22 protein-coding genes are annotated in these 22793 nt (G+C 64.1%); 15 read left to right on the top strand and 7 right to left on the bottom strand.

Features of this window, described 5'->3' with window-relative positions; genetic code table 11:
• The first annotated feature begins 113 nt into the window (after positions 1-113).
• The 7 genes from B015_RS0119500 (at position 114) to B015_RS0119470 (ending at position 8647) form a co-directional block, all read left to right on the top strand.
• On the top strand, positions 114-2423 hold the full coding sequence (locus B015_RS0119500) for an EAL domain-containing protein (RefSeq protein WP_040456318.1): 2310 nt from the start codon (positions 114-116) through the stop codon (positions 2421-2423).
• A 145-nt stretch (positions 2424-2568) separates the two neighbouring features.
• Entirely contained in the window at positions 2569-3345 is a 777-nt protein-coding gene (locus B015_RS0119495; protein ID WP_018429421.1) for a hypothetical protein, read from the top strand.
• A 111-nt stretch (positions 3346-3456) separates the two neighbouring features.
• Positions 3457-4764, top strand: a complete 1308-nt coding sequence (locus tag B015_RS0119490; RefSeq protein ID WP_018429420.1) for an ABC transporter substrate-binding protein — start codon at positions 3457-3459, stop codon at positions 4762-4764.
• A 195-nt stretch (positions 4765-4959) separates the two neighbouring features.
• Positions 4960-5208, top strand: a complete 249-nt coding sequence (locus B015_RS0119485) for an aa3-type cytochrome c oxidase subunit IV (RefSeq protein WP_018429419.1) — start codon at positions 4960-4962, stop codon at positions 5206-5208.
• 286 nt (positions 5209-5494) lie between these two features.
• Positions 5495-6826: a Re/Si-specific NAD(P)(+) transhydrogenase subunit alpha gene (locus B015_RS0119480; RefSeq protein WP_026227500.1), complete on the top strand. Its 1332-nt coding sequence runs from the start codon at positions 5495-5497 to the stop codon at positions 6824-6826.
• The gene (locus tag B015_RS0119475) at positions 6826-7248 is read left to right on the top strand and encodes an NAD(P) transhydrogenase subunit alpha (RefSeq protein ID WP_018429417.1); all 423 of its coding nucleotides are present in this window, start codon (positions 6826-6828) and stop codon (positions 7246-7248) included. Before B015_RS0119480 ends, B015_RS0119475 begins: the two co-directional genes overlap by 1 nt.
• A 1-nt stretch (position 7249) precedes the next feature.
• Complete coding sequence (locus B015_RS0119470) at positions 7250-8647, top strand: NAD(P)(+) transhydrogenase (Re/Si-specific) subunit beta (RefSeq protein WP_018429416.1); 1398 nt, start codon at positions 7250-7252, stop codon at positions 8645-8647.
• A gap of 136 nt (positions 8648-8783) precedes the next feature.
• Here B015_RS0119470 and B015_RS0119465 read toward each other — a convergent pair whose 3' ends face one another.
• The 5 genes from B015_RS0119465 to rpsU form a co-directional block, all read right to left on the bottom strand.
• Positions 8784-9416: a LysE family translocator gene (locus B015_RS0119465; RefSeq protein ID WP_018429415.1), complete on the bottom strand. Its 633-nt coding sequence runs from the start codon at positions 9414-9416 to the stop codon at positions 8784-8786.
• A gap of 173 nt (positions 9417-9589) precedes the next feature.
• Positions 9590-10066, bottom strand: a complete 477-nt coding sequence (locus tag B015_RS0119460; RefSeq protein WP_018429414.1) for a DUF992 domain-containing protein — start codon at positions 10064-10066, stop codon at positions 9590-9592.
• A gap of 70 nt (positions 10067-10136) precedes the next feature.
• Positions 10137-10730, bottom strand: coding sequence for an NAD(P)H-dependent oxidoreductase (locus B015_RS0119455; protein ID WP_018429413.1), 594 nt, complete (start codon positions 10728-10730; stop codon positions 10137-10139).
• Between the two features lie 23 nt (positions 10731-10753).
• The gene (locus B015_RS0119450; protein ID WP_026227498.1) at positions 10754-11602 is read right to left on the bottom strand and encodes a tetratricopeptide repeat protein; all 849 of its coding nucleotides are present in this window, start codon (positions 11600-11602) and stop codon (positions 10754-10756) included.
• 137 nt (positions 11603-11739) lie between these two features.
• Positions 11740-11997 (bottom strand): 30S ribosomal protein S21, encoded by a 258-nt coding sequence (gene rpsU / locus B015_RS0119445; RefSeq protein ID WP_018429411.1) that lies wholly within the window; start codon positions 11995-11997, stop codon positions 11740-11742.
• A gap of 238 nt (positions 11998-12235) precedes the next feature.
• Between rpsU and B015_RS0119440 the strand changes: the two genes are divergently transcribed.
• Positions 12236-13423: a cellulase family glycosylhydrolase gene (locus B015_RS0119440; RefSeq protein ID WP_018429410.1), complete on the top strand. Its 1188-nt coding sequence runs from the start codon at positions 12236-12238 to the stop codon at positions 13421-13423.
• A 5-nt stretch (positions 13424-13428) separates the two neighbouring features.
• Here B015_RS0119440 and B015_RS0119435 read toward each other — a convergent pair whose 3' ends face one another.
• A complete protein-coding gene (locus tag B015_RS0119435) occupies positions 13429-13839 on the bottom strand; it encodes a DUF2000 domain-containing protein (protein WP_026227497.1) in 411 nt (136 codons plus the stop codon).
• Positions 13840-13932: 93 nt separating this feature from the next.
• Here B015_RS0119435 and B015_RS0119430 point away from each other — a divergent pair, with 93 nt between their 5' ends.
• Together B015_RS0119430 and B015_RS0119425 are read left to right on the top strand one after the other, a co-directional pair.
• Entirely contained in the window at positions 13933-14745 is an 813-nt protein-coding gene (locus tag B015_RS0119430; protein WP_018429408.1) for an AraC family transcriptional regulator, read from the top strand.
• A 148-nt stretch (positions 14746-14893) separates the two neighbouring features.
• Positions 14894-16057 (top strand): MFS transporter, encoded by a 1164-nt coding sequence (locus B015_RS0119425; RefSeq protein WP_018429407.1) that lies wholly within the window; start codon positions 14894-14896, stop codon positions 16055-16057.
• Between the two features lie 45 nt (positions 16058-16102).
• On the opposite strand, the gene B015_RS0119420 is transcribed toward B015_RS0119425, so the two are convergent.
• Positions 16103-16861 (bottom strand): SDR family oxidoreductase, encoded by a 759-nt coding sequence (locus B015_RS0119420; RefSeq protein ID WP_018429406.1) that lies wholly within the window; start codon positions 16859-16861, stop codon positions 16103-16105.
• A gap of 233 nt (positions 16862-17094) precedes the next feature.
• On the opposite strand from B015_RS0119420, the gene B015_RS0119415 reads away from it, so the two are divergent.
• From B015_RS0119415 to B015_RS0119395, 5 genes are read left to right on the top strand one after another with little or no spacing between them, the layout of a single operon-like run.
• A complete protein-coding gene (locus B015_RS0119415) occupies positions 17095-18348 on the top strand; it encodes a sarcosine oxidase subunit beta (protein ID WP_018429405.1) in 1254 nt (417 codons plus the stop codon).
• Entirely contained in the window at positions 18348-18782 is a 435-nt protein-coding gene (locus B015_RS0119410; RefSeq protein ID WP_018429404.1) for a hypothetical protein, read from the top strand. The genes B015_RS0119415 and B015_RS0119410 overlap by 1 nt, the downstream gene beginning before the upstream one ends.
• A 12-nt stretch (positions 18783-18794) precedes the next feature.
• Positions 18795-19175, top strand: coding sequence for a sarcosine oxidase subunit delta (locus tag B015_RS0119405; protein WP_018429403.1), 381 nt, complete (start codon positions 18795-18797; stop codon positions 19173-19175).
• Entirely contained in the window at positions 19175-22168 is a 2994-nt protein-coding gene (locus B015_RS0119400) for a sarcosine oxidase subunit alpha (protein WP_026227493.1), read from the top strand. Before B015_RS0119405 ends, B015_RS0119400 begins: the two co-directional genes overlap by 1 nt.
• Complete coding sequence (locus B015_RS0119395; RefSeq protein WP_026227492.1) at positions 22161-22709, top strand: sarcosine oxidase subunit gamma; 549 nt, start codon at positions 22161-22163, stop codon at positions 22707-22709. Before B015_RS0119400 ends, B015_RS0119395 begins: the two co-directional genes overlap by 8 nt.
• The last annotated feature ends 84 nt before the right edge of the window (positions 22710-22793 follow it).

The raw sequence follows: 22793 nt of genomic DNA, 5'->3' as shown, positions 1-22793 counted from the left end.
AAATTAGCGGTTGTGTCGCGCACAACTGCGCTCATCCGGGCGGCTAGGCCTTTGTTTCTAAGCTTTTCTTAAGGCGGATGTGGCAGTCCTTGGCCACCCAGTGGGCCTAGGACGTGCGCAGAAGAAACAACGAGATCCCAGTCGACGTCTACATACCTTTCGTGGAGACGCTGTTCCGCGATGGTTCGACGCTTGCTGTGGGCATGGTCGCCCAGACCTTCCTGATGGTCGTCGTCTGGTGGAAGACCGGACATCCGCTCTATCTGGTCATCGCGTTGCTGATGGTGCTTGTCGGCACGCTGCGCCTGCGCAACTTCCGCAAGTACAACAGCCTGCCGTCGCCGACGACATGGGAAGAGGCGCACCAGCGCGAGAACGACTATATTCTCTATGGCACGGCGCACGGCCTGGCACTTGGTGCCTTCTGTCTCGCCGGCATCTATTTTGCCCATGACACCTTCGCCGAGATAGCGGCCGTCTGCGTGACGCTTGCGACCGCGACATCGATCGCCGGCCGCAATTACGGCTCGCCGCGGATGGTGCTGATCCTCATCATCGCGCTGACATGGCCGATCTCGCTGGGCTTCCTGCTGCGCGGCGATTTTTACCACGTCTTCCTCGGCCTGCTGTCGGCGCCCTTCCTCTACGCCATCCGCAAGTTCGCCGACACGGTGCGCGAAGTGCTGTTCACGGCGATCTCGGAAGAGAAGAAGGCCAATCACCTGGCGCAGCGTTTCAACCGGGCGCTCAACACCATGTCGCACGGCCTGGTCATGCTCGGGCCGGACGGACGGGTGGCGGTCGCCAATGCCGAGGCCGCGCAGTTGATGTCGGTCAGGTCGCCGGAGGCGATGCTCGGGCGCTCGATCCATGGCCTGCTGATGCGTGGCGTCGCTGGCGGCCTTCTGGCGCTCAAGGATTGCCGCTACATCGAAACACAGCTCACCAGGGCGTTGCGCGAAGGCAAGGACCGCAAGGTCCTTGTTTCGCTGTCCAACGGCCAGTACCTCGAATTCTCGGCGCGCGAAGGCAGCCAGGAACTGGGCGTTATCACCTTCGAGGATGTCACGGCGCGTGTTGCCGCCGAAGAAAAGATCCTGTTCATGGCGCGCTACGACAGCCTCACCGCGCTGCCCAATCGTGCCTATTTCCACGAGGTCGTCGACGAGGCGCTGCGCACTGGCGACCGCGAACGGCTGTGCGCGCTCGCCGTGCTCGACCTCGACGACTTCAAGAGCGTCAATGACACGCTCGGCCATCCCGTCGGCGACGGCCTGATCTATGCGGTCGCCGAACGACTGGCGGTTTTCGCCAGCGACACCGTCAAGGTCAGTCGCTTCGGCGGCGACGAGTTCATGATCTATTTCGACAAGATCGACGGCGAAGAGCACCTCAGGGCGATGCTCGACGGCATCTTCGTGGCCCTCCAGGGCGAGGTCGACGTCGCCGGCCACTCGCTGCGCATCCAGGCGAGCGGTGGTGCCGTGCTTGCTCAGGTCCGCGATTCCGAAGTCGATGCAATGATCGTCAGGGCGGACCTGGCGCTCTACAAGGCCAAGGAACTGGGCAAGAACAACTGGTACCTGTTCGAGGCGGTCATGGATGCCGCCTTCCGCAGCAGGCAGGTCATGAAGGCAGACCTGCGCAGCGCCATCGAGGCAAGCGCATTGCGTGTCGTCTACCAGCCGATCGTGTCGATGAACACGATGCGCATCGTCAGTTGCGAAGCGCTGTGCCGCTGGGACCACCCTGAACTTGGTCCGGTCTCGCCAGCCATATTCATTCCGCTGGCCGAGGAGATGGGCATCGTCTCGGAGATCAGCACCTTCGTGCTGCACGCTGCCTGCGCCGAATGCGCCAAGTGGCCGGACCCCATCTGCGTTTCGGTCAACCTGTCGGCCAAGGATTTCCGCAGCCGCGAGGTGATCGAGAAGGTGAAGGCCGCGCTCGCCGCTGCCGAACTGGCGCCGAATCGCCTGGAGATCGAGGTCACCGAAACAGCTCTTCTCGACGACAAGTCGCAGACACGCGCCTATGTCGAGGAGTTGAAATCGCTCGGTGTCCGCATCGCGCTCGACGATTTCGGCACCGGCTATTCCAGCCTGAGCTACCTGCACAAGTTGCCGCTCGATAAGGTCAAGATCGATCGCAGCTTCTTGGCCGACGTGGCTCAAAGCCCCCGTTCGCTCGATCTGCTCAAGGGCATCGTCGATCTCTCCAAGTCGCTTGGCCTGTCGGTGACGGTGGAAGGGGTGGAGACCTTCGAGCAGCTGAAGATCCTTGCAATCACGGTTCAGCCGGACCTTGTCCAGGGCTTCCTGTTCGGTTCGGCGCTGTCGTCGTCGGGCATCGAAACGATGTCGAACACGACCTGGCCGTTCGCTCAGGACATCAGCCTCGCCCGACTCGCTGCTCGCCGTTAGCTGCAACCAGGGATTTTGGGAACATACTTAATTTTCAATTAATTATTAACCTTAACGAAAGGTAAACAGGAGCCTTCCGTTTTTCAACTTTACATCCCTTGGCCCTCCGTTACCCTTCACCGCGGGCGGAAGTACGGGGAAAGTCATGACCATCCATCAAACGTCGAGCGGCGACGCCGACGCGAACAATAGACCTGTGGCCGACCTCGGCTCGTCCTTTTCGAAACATGTGTTCGACCTGCTCGATCGCACGGAGTACCGGCGATGCGACAAAGGTGAGGACCTCGAGGAGATCTACAGGCTCAGGTACAAGTCCTATCGCTCCAACGATATGGTGCCTGACAACGAAAACCACACGATCAGCGACGAACTGGACGACGCGCCCAACGCCTACAGGTTCGGTGTTTATGTGGACCAACAGCTGGTCAGCACCCTGCGCATCCATCACGTCACGCTGGCCACGCCGTTCTCACCCTCGACCAAGGCCTTTGGCGACATCGTCACGCCTATGCTGGGCGAGGGGCTCACTTTCGTCTGTCCAAGCCGGTTCGCATCCGACCCGGAATGGTCGCGCGTCTATCCGCAAATCCCCTACATCACGCTGCGGCTGGCCGGCATGGCATGCTTTCATTTCAAGGCGCCATACTGCCTGTCGACGATCCGCGAGGATCACGCGGGCTTCTACAAGCGCATCTACTATTCCGAACGCATTGGCGAGGCGCGGCCCTATCCGGGCGTGTTCAACAAGGTCGTGCTCTACCGTGCCGACGTGAATGCCATCCGCGAGCGTTCCTTCCAGCGCTTCCCCTTCTTCAAGTCGACGCCGATGGAACAGAGGATGATGTTCGGCAAGCCGCCTAAGGGCGAGCTTGCCCCCCTTACCATTCTGCCCACGGCGCGATATTACCGCGAAGCCGCCTGAGGCTTCGCCCGACGCGGTGTCTATGCTGCCTCTTGCGCGGAGACCTGCGTGAGGGGCCGCGTGACGTTTGACCGATGCTGCCCGGACTGCCGCTTGTGGAGAAGGCAACAGATGAACGCGAGTGCGATCAGGCGTAGCGTTGCGGCGGCCCTGCTTTCGGGCATCGTCCTTGCCAACCCGGCCCGGGCCGAGGATACGATCGACATCGCCAGCATGACCTTCCGCACAGGGCCTTATGCTGCGACCGGCACGCCGCTCGCCAATGGCCAGCGCGACTACATGCTGATGCTCAACGAGCGCGACGGCGGCATCAACGGCATCAGGCTGAACTACAGCGAATGCGAGACGGGCGCCGGCGTCGACAAGGGCGTCGAATGTTATGACAAGACGTCGGCCAGCCTCGTCGTCCAGCCCGGGGCGAGTGCTGTTGCGCTTGAGGTCCTGCCCAAGGCGGCGGCCGACAAACGCCCGCTGCTGGTGCCCGGCTACGGCTTTTCGGCCATGTCGGCCGGCAAGGTGTTTCCGTGGGCGTTCAATCCGCCGGTGACCTATTGGGACGGGGCCTCGATGATGCTCAAGAGCATCGCCAACGGCGATCTCGACAGCCTGCGGGGCAAGAAGATCGTGCTCCTTCATCTGGAAGGGGCCTATGGCCAGGAGCCGGAGCAGCTTCTGCAGGAGTATGCCGACACCTTCGGCTTCACGCTCCTGCCGATCCCCGTCGGGGTCAAGGAAATGCAGCATCAGGCCGAGCAGTGGCAGCGCATCAAGACCGAGCAACCCGACTTCGTGCTGCTTTGGGGCTGGGGCGCGATGAATGCCGGCGCACTTTCGGAAGCCGCCAAGACCGGATTCCCCATGGACAAGCTCGTCGGCATCTGGTGGTCGGGCAGCGACGCCGATCTCAAGGCCGCGGGCGAGGAGGCCAAGGGCTATCGCCTGCTGTCGTGGAACCAGCCGGCGCCAGAGGCACAGGCGGTGCAGGACATCAGGAAATATGTCGTTGCCGCCGACAGGTCCCCGACCGCTCCCGATGAGGTCGACGGGCTGCTCTACCAGCGTGGCGTGCTGATCTCGATGTTTTCGGTCGAGGCTGTGAAGGCGGCGCAGGAGCATTTCGACACGCGCCTCGTCAATGCCGAGCAGGTTCGCTGGGGGTTCGAAAACCTCAAGCTCGACGACGATGCCCTGGCCTTGGTGGGGGTAGACGGCATGATCGCGCCATTTGCCACCTCCTGCGCCGACCATTCGGGGCGCGGCAGCGCCTGGATGCTCCAATGGAATGGCGCGCGTTTTGTCAGGGCGTCGGATGCCCTCAGCGCCGACCCCGAGATGATCTCGCCGCTGGTCGATGCCGAGGCCGCCAACTATGCCCAGGCGCACGCGCCCTGGCCGGCCAACGACGACTGCAAGATGTGATGTGGCCTGGCCGCTCCGCTATCGTGTGATCGTGAAATGCGATAGCCGACTTTCGTCCACAGGCGGAAAGAGGCTCCTGCCGATTGCATGGCTTTGAATTGATTATCTTGTCGCAGTCCGTGGGCAATCTTCCCATTGCCCTGCCGGCTGCATTTCGCTATGTGCCCTTGAACCTTGCTTTCCGGAGGGACTCTCATGGCTGACAATTCGCCGACCGGCCCGGTCGAACTCGGTGCCCAGATGGACTATTCCGAGCACGAAGGCACTTACAAACTTTTCATCAAGCTCGCCAAATACGGCACGCTGTTTTGCGTGGCGTTGATGATTTCCATGGCGTTTGGTTTCTTTGTACCTGCTGGCTTCTTTGCGTCGCTCGTACTGTTCCTTCTCCTCCTCGCTGTGGGTGGCTACCTGCTCCGCGATCTCCCGGCTCATATCAGCTGATATCGCCTCGCGTGGCCGCAATTCATCGCGGCTGTAATGGTTCCATCCTGGGGGAGTTGGAACCGGTGCTTTTGCTTCGGATGTAGTCAACGCGGACGAAGCGCGCGTAATGGCACTGCCGGTAACCCCTGGCCGTGCCTTGTTCTGACATGATCAAGCGTACGGATGCGGCGGCGGTTTTGTTTTCCGTCGATATCCAAAATACTTTTCGTTGGTAGGGGGCCGACGCACCGTTTCGCGTTCGCTGCCTTACGTTGGGTAAGGTTCCAGCCGAAAGGACGTTACGGTGGGCCAGACAATATTCATACCAAGAGAGATTGATCCGATTGAGGGTCGTGTTGGCGGGTCGCCGGAGACGGTGAAACGCCTGGCGGCACTTGGCTTCGATGTGATTGTCGAGGCTGGGGCAGGGACCTTGTCGCGCATCACCGATGCCGATTACCAGGCGGCGGGTGCAAAGATCGGCAAGGCTGCGGATGCGGCCAAGGCCGATGTGGTGCTGAAGGTGCGGCGGCCGAGCGAGGCCGAGCTCAAGACCTACAAATCGGGCGCTGCCGTGCTCGCCACCATGGATCCTTATGGCCATGACGCGGCGGTCGCTGCGATGGCCAAGGCAGGCGTGACCGCCTTTGCCATGGAGTTCATGCCGCGCATCACGCGTGCCCAGGTGATGGACGTGTTGTCGTCGCAGGCGAACCTCGCCGGCTACCAGGCTGTCATCGACGGCGCCTCCGAATATGACCGGGCGCTGCCGATGATGATGACCGCTGCCGGCACGGTGCCGGCGGCCAAGGTGTTCATCATGGGTGTCGGCGTCGCCGGCCTGCAGGCGATCGCCACCGCGCGCCGCATGGGCGCCATCGTAACTGCCACGGACGTGCGTCCGGCGGTCAAGGAACAGGTCGCCTCGCTCGGCGCCAAGTTCCTCGCCGTCGAGGACGAGGAGTTCAAGGCCGCCGAGACCGCTGGCGGCTACGCCAAGGAGATGTCGAAGGAGTATCAGGCCAAGCAGGCGGCGCTGACCGCCGAGCACATCGCCAAGCAGGACATCGTCATCACCACCGCCCTGATCCCGGGCCGTCCGGCGCCGAAGCTGGTGTCGGCCCAGGTGGTCGCTTCGATGAAGCCGGGTTCGGTGCTGGTCGACCTCGCCGTCGAACGCGGCGGCAATGTCGAAGGTGCTGTGCCCGGCAAGGTGGTCACCACGGCCAACGGGGTCAAGATCGTCGGCCATCTCAACGTGCCGGGCCGGGTCGCGGCGTCGGCGTCGCTGCTCTACGCCAAGAACCTGTTTGCCTTCCTCGAGACGCTGATCGACAAGGGCGCCAAGCAGATCGCCATCAACCGCGACGACGAGCTGGTCAAGGCGACGATGCTGACCGATGGCGGCAAGGTGGTTCACCCCAACTTCGCCAATGCGGCGGCTGCGGCGTCGACTGCAGCGGAAAAACCAAAGCCGATCGTTGCGGGCCAGAACCGCGGCGACGACCCGGCGACCGACGGTGCTGCCAAGGCTGCGCCGAAGAAGGCGGCTGCCAAATCGGAAAAGCCTGCAGCGGCAAAGAAGCCTGCTGCGTCCAGAACCGGCGCAAAGAAGTCATCTGAGGGAGACGCGTGATGGAAGGTCTTCAGAAAGCCCTCGACCAGCTCGACCAGGCGGTTGCCGCCGTGCGTCTGGGCGTCCAGGATCTGGCCAATTCGCAAGCCGCCGTCGAAGCCGCGGGCAATGTCGCCCATGCCGCTTCGGGCGGGGCGATCGACCCGTTCGTGTTCCGCTTCGCCATCTTCGTTCTGGCGATCTTCGTCGGCTACTACGTCGTGTGGTCGGTGACCCCGGCACTGCACACGCCTTTGATGGCCGTCACCAACGCCATCTCGTCGGTCATCGTGGTCGGCGCGCTGCTTGCCGTCGGCATCGCCGCTTCCGGCCTTGCCACCGGCTTCGGCTTCGTCGCCTTGGTGCTGGCCTCGGTCAACATCTTCGGCGGCTTCCTCGTCACCCAGCGCATGCTGGCCATGTACAAGAAGAAGGACAAGTGACGTGAACGTGAACCTCGCTTCCTTCCTCTACCTGGTCTCCGGCATCCTGTTCATCCTGGCGCTGCGCGGCCTGTCGCATCCGACCACCAGCCGCAAGGGCAACACCTACGGCATGATCGGCATGGCCATCGCCATCGCCACCACGCTGGCGCTGGCCAAGCCGTCGGCGACCGGCCTCGGCCTGATCGTGCTTGGCCTGGTCATCGGCGGCGGCGTCGGTGCGCTGACCGCACGCCGCATCGCCATGACCTCGATGCCGCAGCTGGTCGCTGCCTTCCACAGCCTCGTCGGTCTGGCCGCCGTGATGGTCGCGGCTGCCGCGATCTATGCGCCCGAAAGCTTCGGCATCGGCTCGGTCGGCGCCATCCATGGCCAGGCCCTGGTCGAGATGAGCCTCGGTGTCGCCATCGGCGCCATCACCTTTACCGGCTCGGTCATCGCCTTCCTCAAGCTCGACGGCCGCATGTCGGGCAAGCCGATCATGCTGCCGGCCCGCCATCTGATCAACGCCGCACTCGGCATCGGCCTGGTCGTGCTGATCGTGCTTCTGGTCACCACCCAGTCGACGACCATCTTCTGGCTGATCGTCGCCCTGTCGCTGGCGCTCGGCGTGCTGTTGATCATCCCGATCGGCGGCGCCGACATGCCGGTGGTCGTCTCGATGCTCAACTCCTATTCGGGTTGGGCGGCAGCAGCACTTGGCTTCACGCTCGGCAACCTGGCGCTGATCATCACCGGCGCGCTGGTCGGCTCCTCGGGTGCGATCCTCAGCTACATCATGTGCAAGGGCATGAACCGCTCGTTCATCTCCGTCATTCTCGGCGGCTTCGGCGGCGAGACGGCGGCTGCAACCGACGACGGCATCCAGCGCACGGTCAAGACGGGCGCTGCCGACGATGCGGCCTATCTGATGATGAACGCCCAGAAGGTCATCATCGTGCCGGGCTACGGCATGGCGGTGGCCCAGGCCCAGCATGCGCTGCGCGAGATGGCCGACAAGCTCAAGGCCAATGGCGTTGAGGTCAAATACGCCATCCACCCGGTGGCAGGCCGCATGCCCGGGCACATGAACGTGCTGCTGGCCGAAGCCAACGTGCCTTACGACGAGGTCTTCGAACTCGAAGACATCAACTCGGAGTTCGCCCAGGCTGACGTCGCTTATGTCATCGGCGCCAACGACGTCACCAACCCCTCGGCGCGCGACGACAAGAGCTCGCCGATCTACGGCATGCCGATCCTCGACGTCGACAAGGCCCGCACCTGCCTGTTCGTCAAGCGCAGCCTAGGCTCGGGTTATGCCGGCATCGACAACACGCTGTTCTACAAGGACGGCACCATGATGCTGCTCGGCGACGCCAAGAAGATGACCGAAGAGATCGTCAAGGCCATGGACCACTGAGCCAAAAGCTCAGCCAGCCCATCGACATCACCGACAACGAAAAGCCCGGCAAAACGCCGGGCTTTTTGCTTTTGCGATCGTGTCATCCCTTCCCTGGCCGGCAGGCCCGAGGGGGAATGACAGGGGACTGCGCTACTTACCGCTGTGCTTCCGTCGCCATCTTCACCGCGAGACCGGCGAGCACCGTTCCCATCAGCCAGCGCTGTATCGCCACCCAGCCCGGATTGCCGGCGAGGAAGGTCGAGATCGAGCCGGCCGAAATGGCGATGAGGGCGTTCACGGTGATGCTGATGGAAATCTGGATTGCGCCGAGCACGAGAAGCTGGGTGAGCACGCTACCGTCGGCCGGGTCGATGAACTGCGGCAGCAGCGAGAGATAGAGCACGGCGACCTTGGGGTTCAGCAGGTTGGTGAGGAAGCCCATGGCAAACAGCTTGCGCGGCGTGTCGCGGGGCAGCTGGCGGAGCTGGAAGGGCGAGCGTCCCCCGGGGCGTACTGCCTGCCAAGCAAGCCACAGCAGGTAGGCAGCACCCGCAAGGCGGATGGCGTCGTAGGCGTAGGGCACGGCGAGCACCAGCGCCGTGATGCCGAAGGCGGCGCAGAGCATGTAGACGACAAAACCCATCGCCACCCCGCCGAGCGAGATCAGGCCGGCCTTAGGCCCCTGGCTGAGCGAACGTGACACGAGGTAGATCATGTTCGGCCCCGGCGTCAGCACCATGCCGAGGGCGATTGCTGCGAAGGTAATGAGGCTGGCTGTGTCGGGCATTCGCGTTCCCTCGTGAGCTGGCCATCCAGCTCGCGAAGAGATGCCGGGAAACTGCAAAGCCCGAAAGGTGCAGTGGCATACCGTCAATTGCGGCAGCCGATCTCCATGTTGGGAGAAAAAAGCCGGGCGCGGAAAAGCTCCGCGCCCGGCTTCTCTGTGAGTTCGGGTCGTTGCTACTTCAGCGGCGCCACCAGCTGCAGGGCGCCGATGGCAAGTGCGGCGTTCAGGCCGGTCTGGTTCTGGACGCTGAGGGGCTGAAGGGCGATCGAGCGGTGCGAGCCGCCGACCAGCACGTGGGCGCCGAGGCCGACGGCGATGGTGGCTTCGGCGCTGGCGCCGACATAGTTGCCGGCCAGAAGGTCATGCGCGCTCACGTCCTTGGAGGGGGCGAGCACCAGCCACTCCAGGTTGGCGCCCTTGGTCATGCCGACGTCGAGGCCATATTTGTTGATGCGGCCGGAATAGATCTGCTGGGGACGGTTGCGGTTGACGGGAGTGAAGGTGCACTGCAAATCCTTGCTTGAACCGATGACGAAACCGGTTCCGCCGTCGACGGTGCAGCTCAAGAGCCCGATCTTTGCGCCGAACTGCGCATGGGCCGGGACTGAAAACGGCAGAAGTGCGAGGGCTGCAATGATGAGCTTGTTCATCGGAGGGTCCTTTCAGGGATGAAGCAATATCAACCGGATAGCCGCCGAAAGGTTCCCGTATGAGGGGCGGCTAGGCGATCTTGCGCAATTGCCGGCGAATCGCGTCGGCGAAGCGCATGACGCGCTGCGGCTGAGGCTTTTCTGCGGCATAAAAAGGCAGCATGGCGAAGCTGGCCTTGGGCGCGCAGGCCTTGAACAGCCCCCATTTCAGGATGCGACGCACGGGGCGGCGCATCACCAGCCTGTCGACCCACCAGGGGCTGCCGAGTGTGGTGACGGCGACGACATGGCGAAGATTGTGGAGAAGCGGCTTGATCGGGCCGAAATCGCTGCCGTGGTCGAAGGCGATGCCAGGCGCGAAGACCCGGTCGACCCAGCCCTTGAGCATCGCGGGCAGGCCGAACCACCAGGTCGGGAAGACCAGCACCAGAATTTCGGCCTCGCGCAGGGCTTGCGCATGGAACTCCAGGGCCGTTTCGTCGAAGCGCTCGCCATAATAGGAGCCGCGTTCGGCAGGCGTCAGGCGCGGGTCGAATTCGCTCCCGTAGAGGTCGAGCAGCGTCACCTTGTGGCCGGCAGCGGCCAGTTCGCGCATCGCGATGTCGGCGAAGTGGCGGTTCAGGCTTTCGGGCAGCGGATGCGACAGGACGACGAGGCAGTTCACGATGTGGCCCGCCGTCCCTTGTGTCAGGCGCCGCTGCGGACGCGTGCCAGGCCGTCGACGGCCGGCTTGTAGTTCGGGTCGAGGCGGACAGCCTCGGAGTAGGACTTGGCGGCCTTGCCCTTTTCGCCGCGGCGCTCATAGATCAGCGCTTGGTTGGCCCAGCTTTCGGCGATCTTGCCGTCGAGCTTGATCGCCATGTTGAAGTCGGCGAAGGCGTTCTCGTCGTCATTTGTGGCGAGATAGGACAGGCCGCGGCCGTTGTATGGCTCGGCGGCATCGGGCGACAGCGAGATCGCCTTGGAGAAGTCCTCGATGGCGAATGCGTGCTGGCCCTGCTGCTGATAGATCAGGCCGCGATTGTGGTAGGCGCGCGGATCGGTGGTGTCGAGTTCGATCGCCTTCTGGAAATCGTTGAAGGCGTCCTGGGTGCGGCCGGCCTTGCGGTAGAGGTTGCCGCGGCCGATATAGGCGGCGTCGTAGGAGGCGTTGAGCTGGATGGCCTTGTTGTAGTCGGCCAGCGCCGCAGCCTGATTGCCCTGGAAGCGAAAGATCAGCGCCCGGTTGGAATAGGCCTGGTAGTAGCTGGGGTTGAGCTGCAATGCCCGGTCGAAGTCCTGCAGCGCCTCACGGTACTTGCCGCCACGGCCATAGGCCGAACCGCGGACATTGTAGGCTTCGGGATCGTTGGGATTGCTGGCGATGACGGCGCTCAGCGACGAGATGTTCTCGCTCGAACCCTGCATGGTGTCGATGCGGGTCAGCTCGCCGGCCGGGCCGCCTGACTGGCAGCCGGCAATGGCCAAACCAAGAATGAGAGCGGTCATGGCGCCCGCGCGCGCGGAAGGCCTGCGGTGGCTCACGACTGCATTCATTGCTCGTTGTCCCTCGCTTGCGCCCCGGGCAGGTGGCGCTGCATCCGGTGGCAATCCGGACAAAACAAAAAGGTGGTGGCGATGATTAGTCGCCCCACCTCGTCGTTATCCTTCGAAAAGGACCAAAGATAGGCAGATCAACGTGCCGGACGGGCACCGGCAGCCGAAGGAGCCGGACGCGGGGTGCTCGGCAGCAGACCTTCGCGCTGGGCGCGCTTGCGGGCCAGCTTGCGGGCGCGGCGAACGGCTTCAGCCTTTTCGCGGGCGCGCTTCTCGGAAGGCTTCTCGTAGTGACCGCGCATCTTCATTTCACGGAAGATGCCTTCGCGCTGCATTTTCTTCTTCAGCGCGCGAAGCGCCTGGTCAACATTGTTATCGCGGACGAGTACCTGCACGTGTGATCCTGTCTTTCGGGTTCTAATCTGAAGGCGCCGGCCATAGCCAGAATGCCTTCGCGATGGGTTCCACCGGGAATTGTCGGCGGCTGATAGCAGAATCAGGCCTGCCTGTCCACTGCAAAGGCCGCGTTTCCTGAGATCTGTGGGAAACGAGGCCGCGGGCGATGCGCACTTCCGCCGCATTCGTCGCTGAGGAAGCCTCTCTCATCTTCTGATCCCACATGCAAGGCATTCCATGCGTTCACTGATTTTCGCCCTGGCGCTGACGGCGGCCATTCCGCAGGCTCGCGCCGCCGATCTCATCGGCTTCTGGGATGAGCCCCAGCATGGCGGCAACAGCTTCAACCGTTTGCCGCCCGATCAGGCCTATTTCGATGCGCTGCGCGGCTATGGGGCGACCTGGGTGCGGCTGTCCTATGACAAGTGGAAGCCGGAGAAGCGCGACTTCCTGATCGGCACCGCCGACAAGTATGAGGGGCTCGTCGCCTCAGACGTGAAGACGCTGAAGGAAGTGCTCGACCGCGCCGACAAGGCCGGCCTCAAGGTGGTGATAGCGCCCTTGTCGTTGCCGGGCATGCGCTGGGCCCAGAACAACGACAACAGGTTCGACGGGCGCCTGTGGGCCGACAAGGCGTACTGGACGCAGACCGCCGCCTTCTGGCGCGACCTGGCGCGAGAACTCAAGGATCATCCTGCCGTCGCCGCCTACAATATCGTCAACGAGCCGGCACCGGAGAAGGAAGGCGGGCTCGCCGAGCACGCCTCGATCGCTGAAATGCGCTCCTGGTTTACCAGCAATGCCGAGAGCTCCCGCGACCTCAGGGCCTTCTACGACACGGTGATCAAGGCGATCCGGGAGGTCGATCCGGTGACGCCGGTCATGGCTGACGCCGGCTGGTATGCGGCGGCCGACGCATTCTCCTACTGGCCGGCAGCGCTGACCGACCAGCGCGTGCTCTATTCATTTCATATGTACGAACCCTATGCCGCCACAAGCGCCCCCAACATGAAGCGCGACAAGCCCTACGCCTATCCGGGCAAGGTGCCGTTCGGCGATGGCGAGCCGCAGAAGTGGGATGCCGAGCGGGTGAAGGCCTATCTCGCCCAGCCCATCGAATGGGCCGACAGCCGCGGCATTGCCCGCAACCGCATGGTCGCCGGCGAGTTCGGCTGCATGCGCCGCCTGCCGTTCTGCAAGCAATATCTCGAGGACGTGCTGACCAATCTCGACGCCAACAACCTGCACTGGGCGTTCTACAGTTTCCGCGAGGACGCCTGGGACGGCATGGATTACGAACTCGGCGCGGGCAAGGTGAACTGGAAATACTGGGAAGCCCAGGAGAAGAACGAGCCCGATCCGGTCAAGCGCAAGCCGACGCCGGAGTTCGAGCCGATCTCCAAGCGCCTGGCTGCATCCAAGTAAACTGCCTACACCAAAAACTTCAGGCCGTTGACGATCTTATCGACGAGCTTGCGATCGCCATGCAGGCCGAGTCCGACGAGCTCGAGCTCGGCTGTGGGTGTCGCCGCCACCGAAGCGCGGTTGTCGGCGTCGTTGCTGGTGGCAAACAGCGGGCGTGTGTAGATGGAGAAGGGGATGCCGCGCGAGCGGGCCCGCTCGAAGGTGCGCCGCATCGTCTCTACGTCCGCGCCATAGACGAAGACCGGCTCGCGGATCATGGCGAGATAATAGTTGTCGTTGCCATCGCGATAGGCTTCGCCAGCCATTTCAGGAAAGCGGTGCATCAGACCGCCGGTCAGGAAGGCCGAGATGTTGACCTTCTGCCAGGCGGCGAGATGGTCGAGGAGGATCAGGGCGGTTTTTGTCGGGTACATCATGGCCGGAGGTTAGCTGCTTGCGCCTGACAGGGTCTTGAACGTTTGTGCAAGCCCCACGACATTGCTGCCTTGGGAACCGCGGATCCGCCCTGGATGATCAACGACTTCATCGCCACCGACGAACCGACCCAGGGCTTGCAGCGCCTTGTCGCGCGCTTCGGCGGCCATGCCTACGATCCGCACCGCCACGAAACCTATGCCGTCGGTCACACGCTGTCGGGCGCGCAGGCCTTCCGCTATCGCGGCAGCGACAGGGTCAGCGTCCGCGACGAATGCATGGTCATTCACCCCGACGAGGTGCATGACGGTCATGCCGGCGCGCCCGAGGGCTTTTCCTATCGCATGCTCTACATCGAGCCGTGGCTCATCTGCCGGGCGCTCGGCCGCGACAGGCTTTTGCCGTTCGTGCCAGGCGTTGTCGAGCGCGACGCCGGGCTTGCCGCTCTGATCGACGAGGCCTTCACCGACTTCCCCGGCGCCATGGAGCCGCTGCAGGCCGATGCCTTCATCGCCGATGTCGCCCAGCATCTGGCCCGTCGCAGCGACGACGCAAGGCCACGGCGCACGGCGCAGCTTCCCGTCGACGAGGTTGCCGCAGCACGCTCGTTCCTGGCCGAGGAGTTCGACCGGCCGGTGAGTTCTGATGATCTCGAACGCATCACCGGGCTCGACCGCTTCGAGCTTTCGCGCGCCTTCCGCCGGCTTGTCGGCACCTCGCCGCACCGCTATCTCGTCGGGCGCAGGCTGGCGAATGCGCGCTCGCGCATGGCAGCCGGCGAGCCGTTGGCCGAGGTCGCCGCAGCCTCTGGTTTCGCCGACCAGAGCCACATGACACGCCACTTCCGCGCCCGCTTCGGCATCACGCCGGGGCGTTTCACTACGCTCGCGAGCTCTGCCAAGGCCTGATAACTGGCCCCCACAGTACCGCATCGTGCACCATGAAAGCTCGGCCGGGCAGGTTTATTGCAACCTGTCCCTTTGAGAATGTTCCCGGAGTCATGCCGTGACCGATACAGCCATTTCAGCCCGTTCGTCTTCCGCCGATGGCACGGTGATGGCAATTCTTCTTGCGGTCAGCTTCAGCCATTTCCTCAACGACGTTATGCAGTCGCTGATCTCGTCGCTCTATCCCATGCTGAAGAACGACTACAAGCTCGACTTCTGGCAGATCGGCCTTTTGACCACGACCTTCCAGGTCACCGCGTCGCTGCTGCAGCCGGTCATCGGCATGTACACCGACAAGAAGCCGCTGCCGTTCTCGCTGCCCATCGGCATGTGCCTGACGCTGATCGGCCTGCTGACGCTGGCCTTCGCGCACAGCTACGAAATGCTGCTCGTCGGTTCGGCCTTTGTCGGCCTGGGTTCGGCGATTTTCCATCCCGAATCGTCCCGCGTGGCGCGCCTCGCCTCCGGCGGCCGCTTCGGCCTTGCCCAGTCACTGTTCCAGGTCGGCGGCAATTTCGGCTCGGCGCTCGGGCCGCTGCTCGCGGCCTTCATCGTCGTGCCTCTGGGGCAGGGCGGCATCGCCTGGTTCTCGATCGCGGCCATGGTCGGCATCGTCGTGCTCGTCCGCGTCAGCGTCTGGTACAGCCGCCACATCGTCAGCGCCGCCAAGCGCGCGGCACCCACGCTGTTCAATCCGCTGCCGCGCAAGAAGGTGCTGTCGGCGCTTGTCGTTCTGGCCATCCTCGTCTGCTCCAAGCAGGCCTATACGGCGAGCCTGTCGAGCTACTACACCTTCTATGTCATCGAGCGCTTCGGCGTAACGGTGCAGGAATCGCAGTACCTGCTGTTCCTGTTCCTCGGATCGGCCGCCCTCGGCACTTTCCTCGGCGGCCCGATCGGCGACCGCTTCGGCGCCAAGACGGTGATCTGGTTCTCGATCCTCGGCGTGCTGCCGTTCACGCTGATGCTGCCCTATGCCGATCTGTTCTGGACCAAGGTGCTGACGGTGCTGATCGGCCTGATCCTGGCGTCGGCCTTCTCGGCCATCGTCGTCTTCGCCCAGGAGCTGGTGCCCGGCCGTGTCGGCCTCATCGCCGGTATCTTCTTCGGCTTCGCGTTCGGCATCGGTGGCATCGCAGCAGCCGTCCTCGGCGTGATCGCCGACTCACGCGGCATCGAATACGTCTTCAAGCTCTGCTCGTTCCTGCCGATGCTCGGCCTGCTGACGATCTTCCTGCCCAACATGAAGGCCGCGCGCCTCGGCACGGCCTGATCGCTCTGGCACCCCCGAGACGCGGGTCTCGGGGGTGTTTTGGTCTCAGAGCCGGTTGATCGACACCCCGCCGTCGGCGAGCAAGGCGGCACCGGTGGTGAAGCTCGAGGCTTCCGAGGCGAGGTAGAGCGCCGAGCGGGCAATCTCCTCCGGGCGGGCGATGCGCTTCAGCGCATGCAGGCCCTCGACGAAGGCGCGCTCGTCGGCGGTCTTGAAAGTCGCCATCGGCGTGTCGGTGCCGCCGGGCAGCAGCGCGTTCACTCGGATGCCTCGCGACCCGTATTCCGCGGCCAGCACCTGCGTCAGGCCGATCAGGCCGGCCTTGCTCGCGGCATAAGCCGCCATACCCGGCATGCCCGCGGTGTAGCCGACGAAGGTCGAGGTGAAGATCAGCGAGCCCGAGCCGCGCTTCAGCATCGCGGGGATCTGGTGCTTGGCACCGAGATAGGCGCTGGTCAGGTTGGTCTCCATCACCTCGGTCCAGCCTGCCAGTTCCAGTTCGGTGATCGGGCCCATCTCGCCGACCAGGCCGACATTGTTGAAGGCGATGTCGAGGCCGCCGAACAACGTCTCCGCTTTCTCAACCAGGGCTTGGGCAAAGGCTTCGTCCTTGACGTCGCCGGCCAGTGCGACCGCATTGCCGCCGTCGGCGCGGATTTCCCTGGCCAGTGCTTCCAGTGGGAGGGCGCCGCGCGCTGCAAGCACCAGGTGCGCACCTTGCCGCGCAAACAGCTTTGCCGTCTCGCGGCCGATGCCGGAGCTCGCTCCGGTCACGATTGCGACTTTTCCATTCAGATCGAACATGTTTGCTCCTGTGGCAGTTGGCCGGACGCTTCCGGCTCTGGCGTACAGGTCGCAATTCACAGCATCACGGGCCACCCGATACGTGCGGCAAGAATCGACGACAAGACGGGTGTCGCAAACGGACGGCGCAAAACGGCAGACACCGTCGCAAACAGGGCAAGGGTGACAGCGCCTTTTCGCTAGTGCTACACCTCGCGCTCTGACGCTTCCGGCATCTGCGAGGCCCTGAAAAAATGCGGAAATATTCGGTTTTTGCCATCGCCCGCGAGGCCATGCGCGGACACAAGGGCTGGGAGGAGCAGTGGTCCTCGCCCGAGCCGAAGAGCGAATACGACGTCATCATCGTCGGCGCCGGCGGCCATGGCCTGGCCACGGCCTATTATCTGGCCAAGGAGCACGGCATCACCAACGTGGCGGTGCTGGAAAAAGGCTGGCTCGGCGGCGGCAACACCGGCCGCAACACCACCATCATCCGCTCCAACTATCTCTATGACGAATCGGCCGGCATCTACGACCACGCCGTGAAGCTGTGGGACGGGCTCAGCCAGGACCTCAATTACAACGTCATGTATTCGGCGCGCGGCGTCATGATGCTGGCGCACAACGTACACGACGTGCAGGTGCTGAAGCGCCATGTGCATGCCAACAGGCTGAACGGCATCGACAACGAGTGGCTGACGCCTGAGGAAGCCAAGGCCTACTGCCCGCCGCTGAACATCTCGGCCAGCGCCCGTTACCCGGTCGTCGGCGCGACGCTGCAGCGCCGTGGCGGCACCGCGCGTCATGACGCGGTCGCCTGGGGTTATGCCCGCGGCGCCTCCGATCGCGGCGTCCACATCATCCAGAACTGCGAGGTCAAGGGCATCCGCCGCACCGCCGACGGCCGTGTCTCGGGCGTCGAGACGTCGAAGGGGTTCATCGGCGCCAAGAAGGTCGGCGTGGTTGCCGCCGGCCACACCTCGGTGCTGATGGACATGGCCGGCGTGCGCATGCCGCTCGAAAGCTATCCGCTGCAGGCGCTGGTGTCGGAACCGGTCAAGCCGGTGTTCCCGTGCGTGGTCATGTCCAACACGGTTCATGCCTACATCTCGCAGTCGGATAAGGGCGAATTGGTCATCGGCGCCGGCACCGACCAGTACACCTCCTATTCGCAGACCGGCGGCCTGCACATCATCAACCACACGCTCGACGCCATCTGCGAGATGTTCCCCATGTTCACGCGCATGAAGATGCTGCGTTCGTGGGGCGGCATCGTTGATGTCACGCCTGACCGTTCGCCGATCCTGGCCAAGACCCCGGTGCAGGGGCTCTACGTCAATTGTGGCTGGGGCACCGGCGGCTTCAAGGCGACGCCCGGCTCGGGGCACGTCTTCGCCCACACCATCGCCCGCGACGAGCCGCATCCGATCAACGCGCCGTTCACGCTGGAGCGCTTCCGCACCGGCCGCCTGATCGACGAGGCGGCAGCGGCGGCCGTCGCCCACTGATGACGATGCTCGCCGCCACCATTGCGGCAGTTGCCGCGCCGCTGGTCCTCGCCAACGAGAAGGGCATGCTGCATGTCCCCGACGTCAGCGAGGTACGGCTGCAGACGATCAGCCGCAGCGACAACGAGACGGAGTGGCCGTTCTCTGTCGCTTCGGGCCTGCTCGCCTGTGTCTGGAGCGGTGGGCGCAAGGTGGTTTCCTTCATCGAGACGACAGACGATCCCGACGACGAGCACGAGGCGCCACCCGGCCGCCACGTGATCGTCTCGGCCAATCCGTTCGAACTTACCTTCCTCAACATCTCGAGCCGCGACCTGTTTCTGCCTGCCGATACTGTCGAGACGCTGATCAGACGCGTCGCACCGTTCGAGGCATTGGGCCAAAGGCTCTGCGACCAGCCGCAAGGCACCATTGTCGGACCCGGCGAACTCTAGGGATTTATCCAGATGCTTCTCATTCGTTGCCCTTATTGCGAGGAAGAGCGCCCCGAGCTCGAATTCCGCAACGCCGGCGAGGCGCATATCGCCCGTCCGACCGACATCGCTTCGATCTCCGACGAGGACTTCGAGAAGTTCTTCTTCATCCGCTCGAACCCCAAGGGTCTCGTTTTCGAACGCTGGCGCCATGTCCATGGCTGCGCCCGTTTTTTCAACGCGGCGCGCGACACGGTCTCGGACAAGTTCCTTTTGACCTACAAGGCCGGTGAGCCGAAACCTGACGCCTCGACGCTTCACGCCGAAGGCGGTCCCGCAGCCTGGGCCAACCGCCCGCCGGACCAGCTCAACGAAAAGCCCAAGGCAAAACGCTCCACCAAGGGAGAGGCATGATGGCCGGTTCCTACCGCATTTCCGGCCAGGGCCGCCTGACGCCGGCGAAGACCGCGCGCTTCACCTTTGACGCCAAGTCGATGACGGGGCTTGCGGGCGACACCGTGGCGTCGGCGTTGCTCGCCAATGGCGTGCATCTCGTCGGCCGCTCGTTCAAGTATCACCGCCCGCGCGGCATCCTGTCGGCCGGCGCCGAGGAGCCGAACGCGCTGGTTACCGTCAGCCGCGACGCCGCGCGCAAGACGCCCAATGTTCGTGCCACCGTGCAAGAACTTTATGACGGGCTCGACGTCGCCTCGCAGAACCGCTGGCCGTCGCTCTCGTTCGACGTCGGCGCGGTCAACGACCTCGCTTCGCCGTTCTTCTCGGCCGGCTTCTACTACAAGACTTTCATGTGGCCGAAGGCTGCGTGGAAGAATTTCTACGAGCCCAACATCCGCTCGGCCGCCGGTCTGGGCGTCGCGCCCGACCAGCCCGATCCAGACCACTATTCGTCGCGCTATGCCCATTGCGAAGTGCTGGTGCTCGGCGGCGGCGCATCCGGCCTTGCCGCAGCCCTTGCTGCGGCCGAAACCGGCGTGCGTGTCATCATCTGCGATGAGCAGGCCGAGTTCGGCGGCGCACTGCGCTTCGAAAAAGGCGCTGTCATCGACGGACAGGACGGCTGGGCATGGGCGCAAGGCGTTGCTGCCAAGCTCGCCGCCATGGACAACGTCACGCTTCTGTCGCGCACCACGGCGTTCGGCTACTACGCCCAGAACTTCGTCGGCCTGACCGAGCGTGTTACCGACCATCTCGCCAGCCCCGATCGCGAGGCACCGCGCGAGCGGCTGTGGCAGGTCCGCGCCAAGCGCGTGGTCATCGCCACCGGCGCCATCGAGCGCCACATGGTGTTCGCCAATAACGACCGCCCCGGCGTCATGCTGGCGTCCGCCGCGCGCATCTATCTGAACCATTATGGCGTCACCGTCGGCCGCAATGTCGGCGTCTACACCGCCAATGACAGCGCCTACGCCGCAGCGATCGACCTCAAGAAGGCCGGCATCGGCATCGCCGCAATCGTCGACCTGCGCGACAACCCGTCCGGACCGTTGGTCGACGAGGCGCGCGCTCTCGGCATCGAGGTCAATCACGGCCGCGCCGTCACCAGCGTCAACGGCAGCCAGCGCATCAAGTCGATGACCGTGCAGGCCAAGGCCGGCGGCGCCGAGCGCACCATCGCCGTCGACGCGCTCTTGATGTCGGCCGGCTGGACGCCGTCAGTGCACATGTTCTCGCAGTCGCGCGGCAAGGTCGCCTTCGACGCCGACACGCGCCGCTTCCTGCCGGGCACCTACGCCCAGGACTGCGTCTCGGTCGGCGCCTGCAACGGCTCAGACGGCCTGGAAGACACGATCTCGCAGGCGCTGGAAGCCGGCGCCAACGCCGCGCGCGACGTTGGCGCCAAGGCAGGCAAGGGTGTCTCGATCAAGGTCGAGGGTGCCGAAGGCTGGAGCGGCGGCATGCTGGGTTCAGGCCCTGGTGCCGGTGCCGAAACCACGGTCAAGGCGTTCATCGACTTCCAGAACGATGTCACGGCCAAGGACATCCGACAGGCGGTGCGCGAGGGCATGCGCTCGATCGAGCACGTCAAGCGCTTCACCACCAACGGCATGGCCACCGACCAGGGCAAGACCTCCAACATGCACGGTCTCGCCATTGCCGCCGAGGCGCTGAACAAGGAGATCCCCGAGGTCGGGCTCACCACCTTCCGCGCGCCTTATACGCCGGTGACTTTCGGTGCCATCGTCAACCATTCGCGCCACGCGCTTTTCGATCCGACCCGCAAGACCCCGACCCACGCCTGGGCGGAAGGTCATGGCGCCGTGTTTGAGGATGTCGGCCAGTGGAAGCGCAGCTGGTACTTCCCGCACGCGGGCGAGGATATGCACGCCGCCGTCAACCGCGAATGCGCCACCGTGCGCAAGACCGCCGGCCTGTTTGACGCCTCGACGCTCGGCAAGATCGAGGTGGTCGGTCCTGACGCGGCCAAGTTCATGGAGCTGCTCTACACCAATCCGTGGGAGAAGCTCGAGGTCGGCCGCTGTCGTTATGGCATCATGCTGCGCGAGGACGGTTTCATCTATGACGATGGTGTCGTCGGGCGCCTGGCACAGGATCGCTTCCATGTCACCACCACGACGGGCGGTGCGGCCCGTGTCATGAACCACATGGAGGACTACCTCCAGACCGAGTTCCCCGAACTCAATGTCTGGCTGACCTCTGTCTCCGAACAATGGGCAGTCATCGCCGTCCAAGGACCGAATTCGCGAAAGATCATCGAGCCGCTGGTCGAGGGCATCGACATGTCCGACGAGGCCATGCCGCACATGTCGGTGCGCGAGGGCAAAATTTGTGGCGTGCCGACCCGGCTGTTCCGCATGTCGTTCACCGGCGAGCGCGGCTTCGAAGTCAACGTGCCGGCCGATTACGGTCGCGCCGTCTGGGAGGCGCTTTGGGCCGAAGGCCAGAAGCACGAGGCTTGCGCCTACGGCACCGAGGCGATGCATGTGCTGCGCGCCGAGAAGGGCTACATCATCGTCGGCCAGGACACCGACGGCACGGTCACGCCCAATGACGCCGGCCTCGACTGGGCCGTGGGCAAGAAGAAGACCGACTTCGTCGGCATCCGCGGCCTGACGCGGCCGGATCTGGTCGCCAAGGGTCGCCGCCAGCTCGTCGGTCTCAAGACCCGCGATCCGCGTGACGTGCTCGAAGAGGGCGCGCAGATCGTCGAGAACCCCAAGCAGGCGATACCGATGAAGATGATCGGCCACGTCACCTCCAGCTACTGGTCGGAAAACTGTGGCCGCTCGATTGCCATGGCGCTGGTCGCCGGTGGCCGCGACCGCATCGGCGAGACGCTGTATGTGCCCATGCCCGACAAGGTGATCGAGGTGGAAGTCACCGGCACCGTGTTCTTCGACGAGAAGGGAGAGCGCCTCAATGGCTAAGGTTGCAACAGCCGTCAGGAACCCGGCTCATTCAGGCAAGAGTGTCGGTGGACAGGGCGTCGCCCTCAAGGTGCTGGAGCCGGCAAGCCGGCTATCGTTGCGCGCCCGGCCGGACGCCGTTGCCGCTCTGTCCAAGGCGCTCGGCCTGACCCTGCCGCAGAAGCCGAAGTCGTCCGCGGCCAAGGCCGGCCGCACTGCGCTTTGGCTCGGCCCGGACGAATGGCTGGTCATCGACGAGGCCGGCGGCGATCCAGTCGCCGACTGCGCTTCGGTCAAGGGCCTGCATTCGGCGGTCGACGTCTCGCACCGCAACGTGGCGATTGCGGTAACCGGCGCGCACGCGGCTGCCACGATCAGCTCAGGCTGCCCGCAGGACCTGTCGCTCACTGCCTTCCCGGTGGGCGCTGCCTCGCGCACCATCCTCGGCAAGGTCGAGATCGTGATCCTGCGGACTGGCGAAGACACCTTCCGTGTCGAGTGCTGGCGCTCGTTCTCCGACTATGTCTGGGGCTTCCTGTCGGAAGCTGCTCGCGACAGCTGACGCCGGCCTTCAGGCCGCCGGAAGAGGTGCCTTGCCCGGAACCTCGGGGCAAGGCAGGCGTTTGTCCTCGACGCTGAAGAGAGG

The sequence above is a fragment of the Hoeflea sp. 108 genome (assembly GCF_000372965.1).
Taxonomy (GTDB): Bacteria; Pseudomonadota; Alphaproteobacteria; order Rhizobiales; family Rhizobiaceae; genus Aminobacter.
Note: the sequence above shows the minus strand (reverse complement) of the source record. Positions and strands in the feature narration are given on the sequence as shown.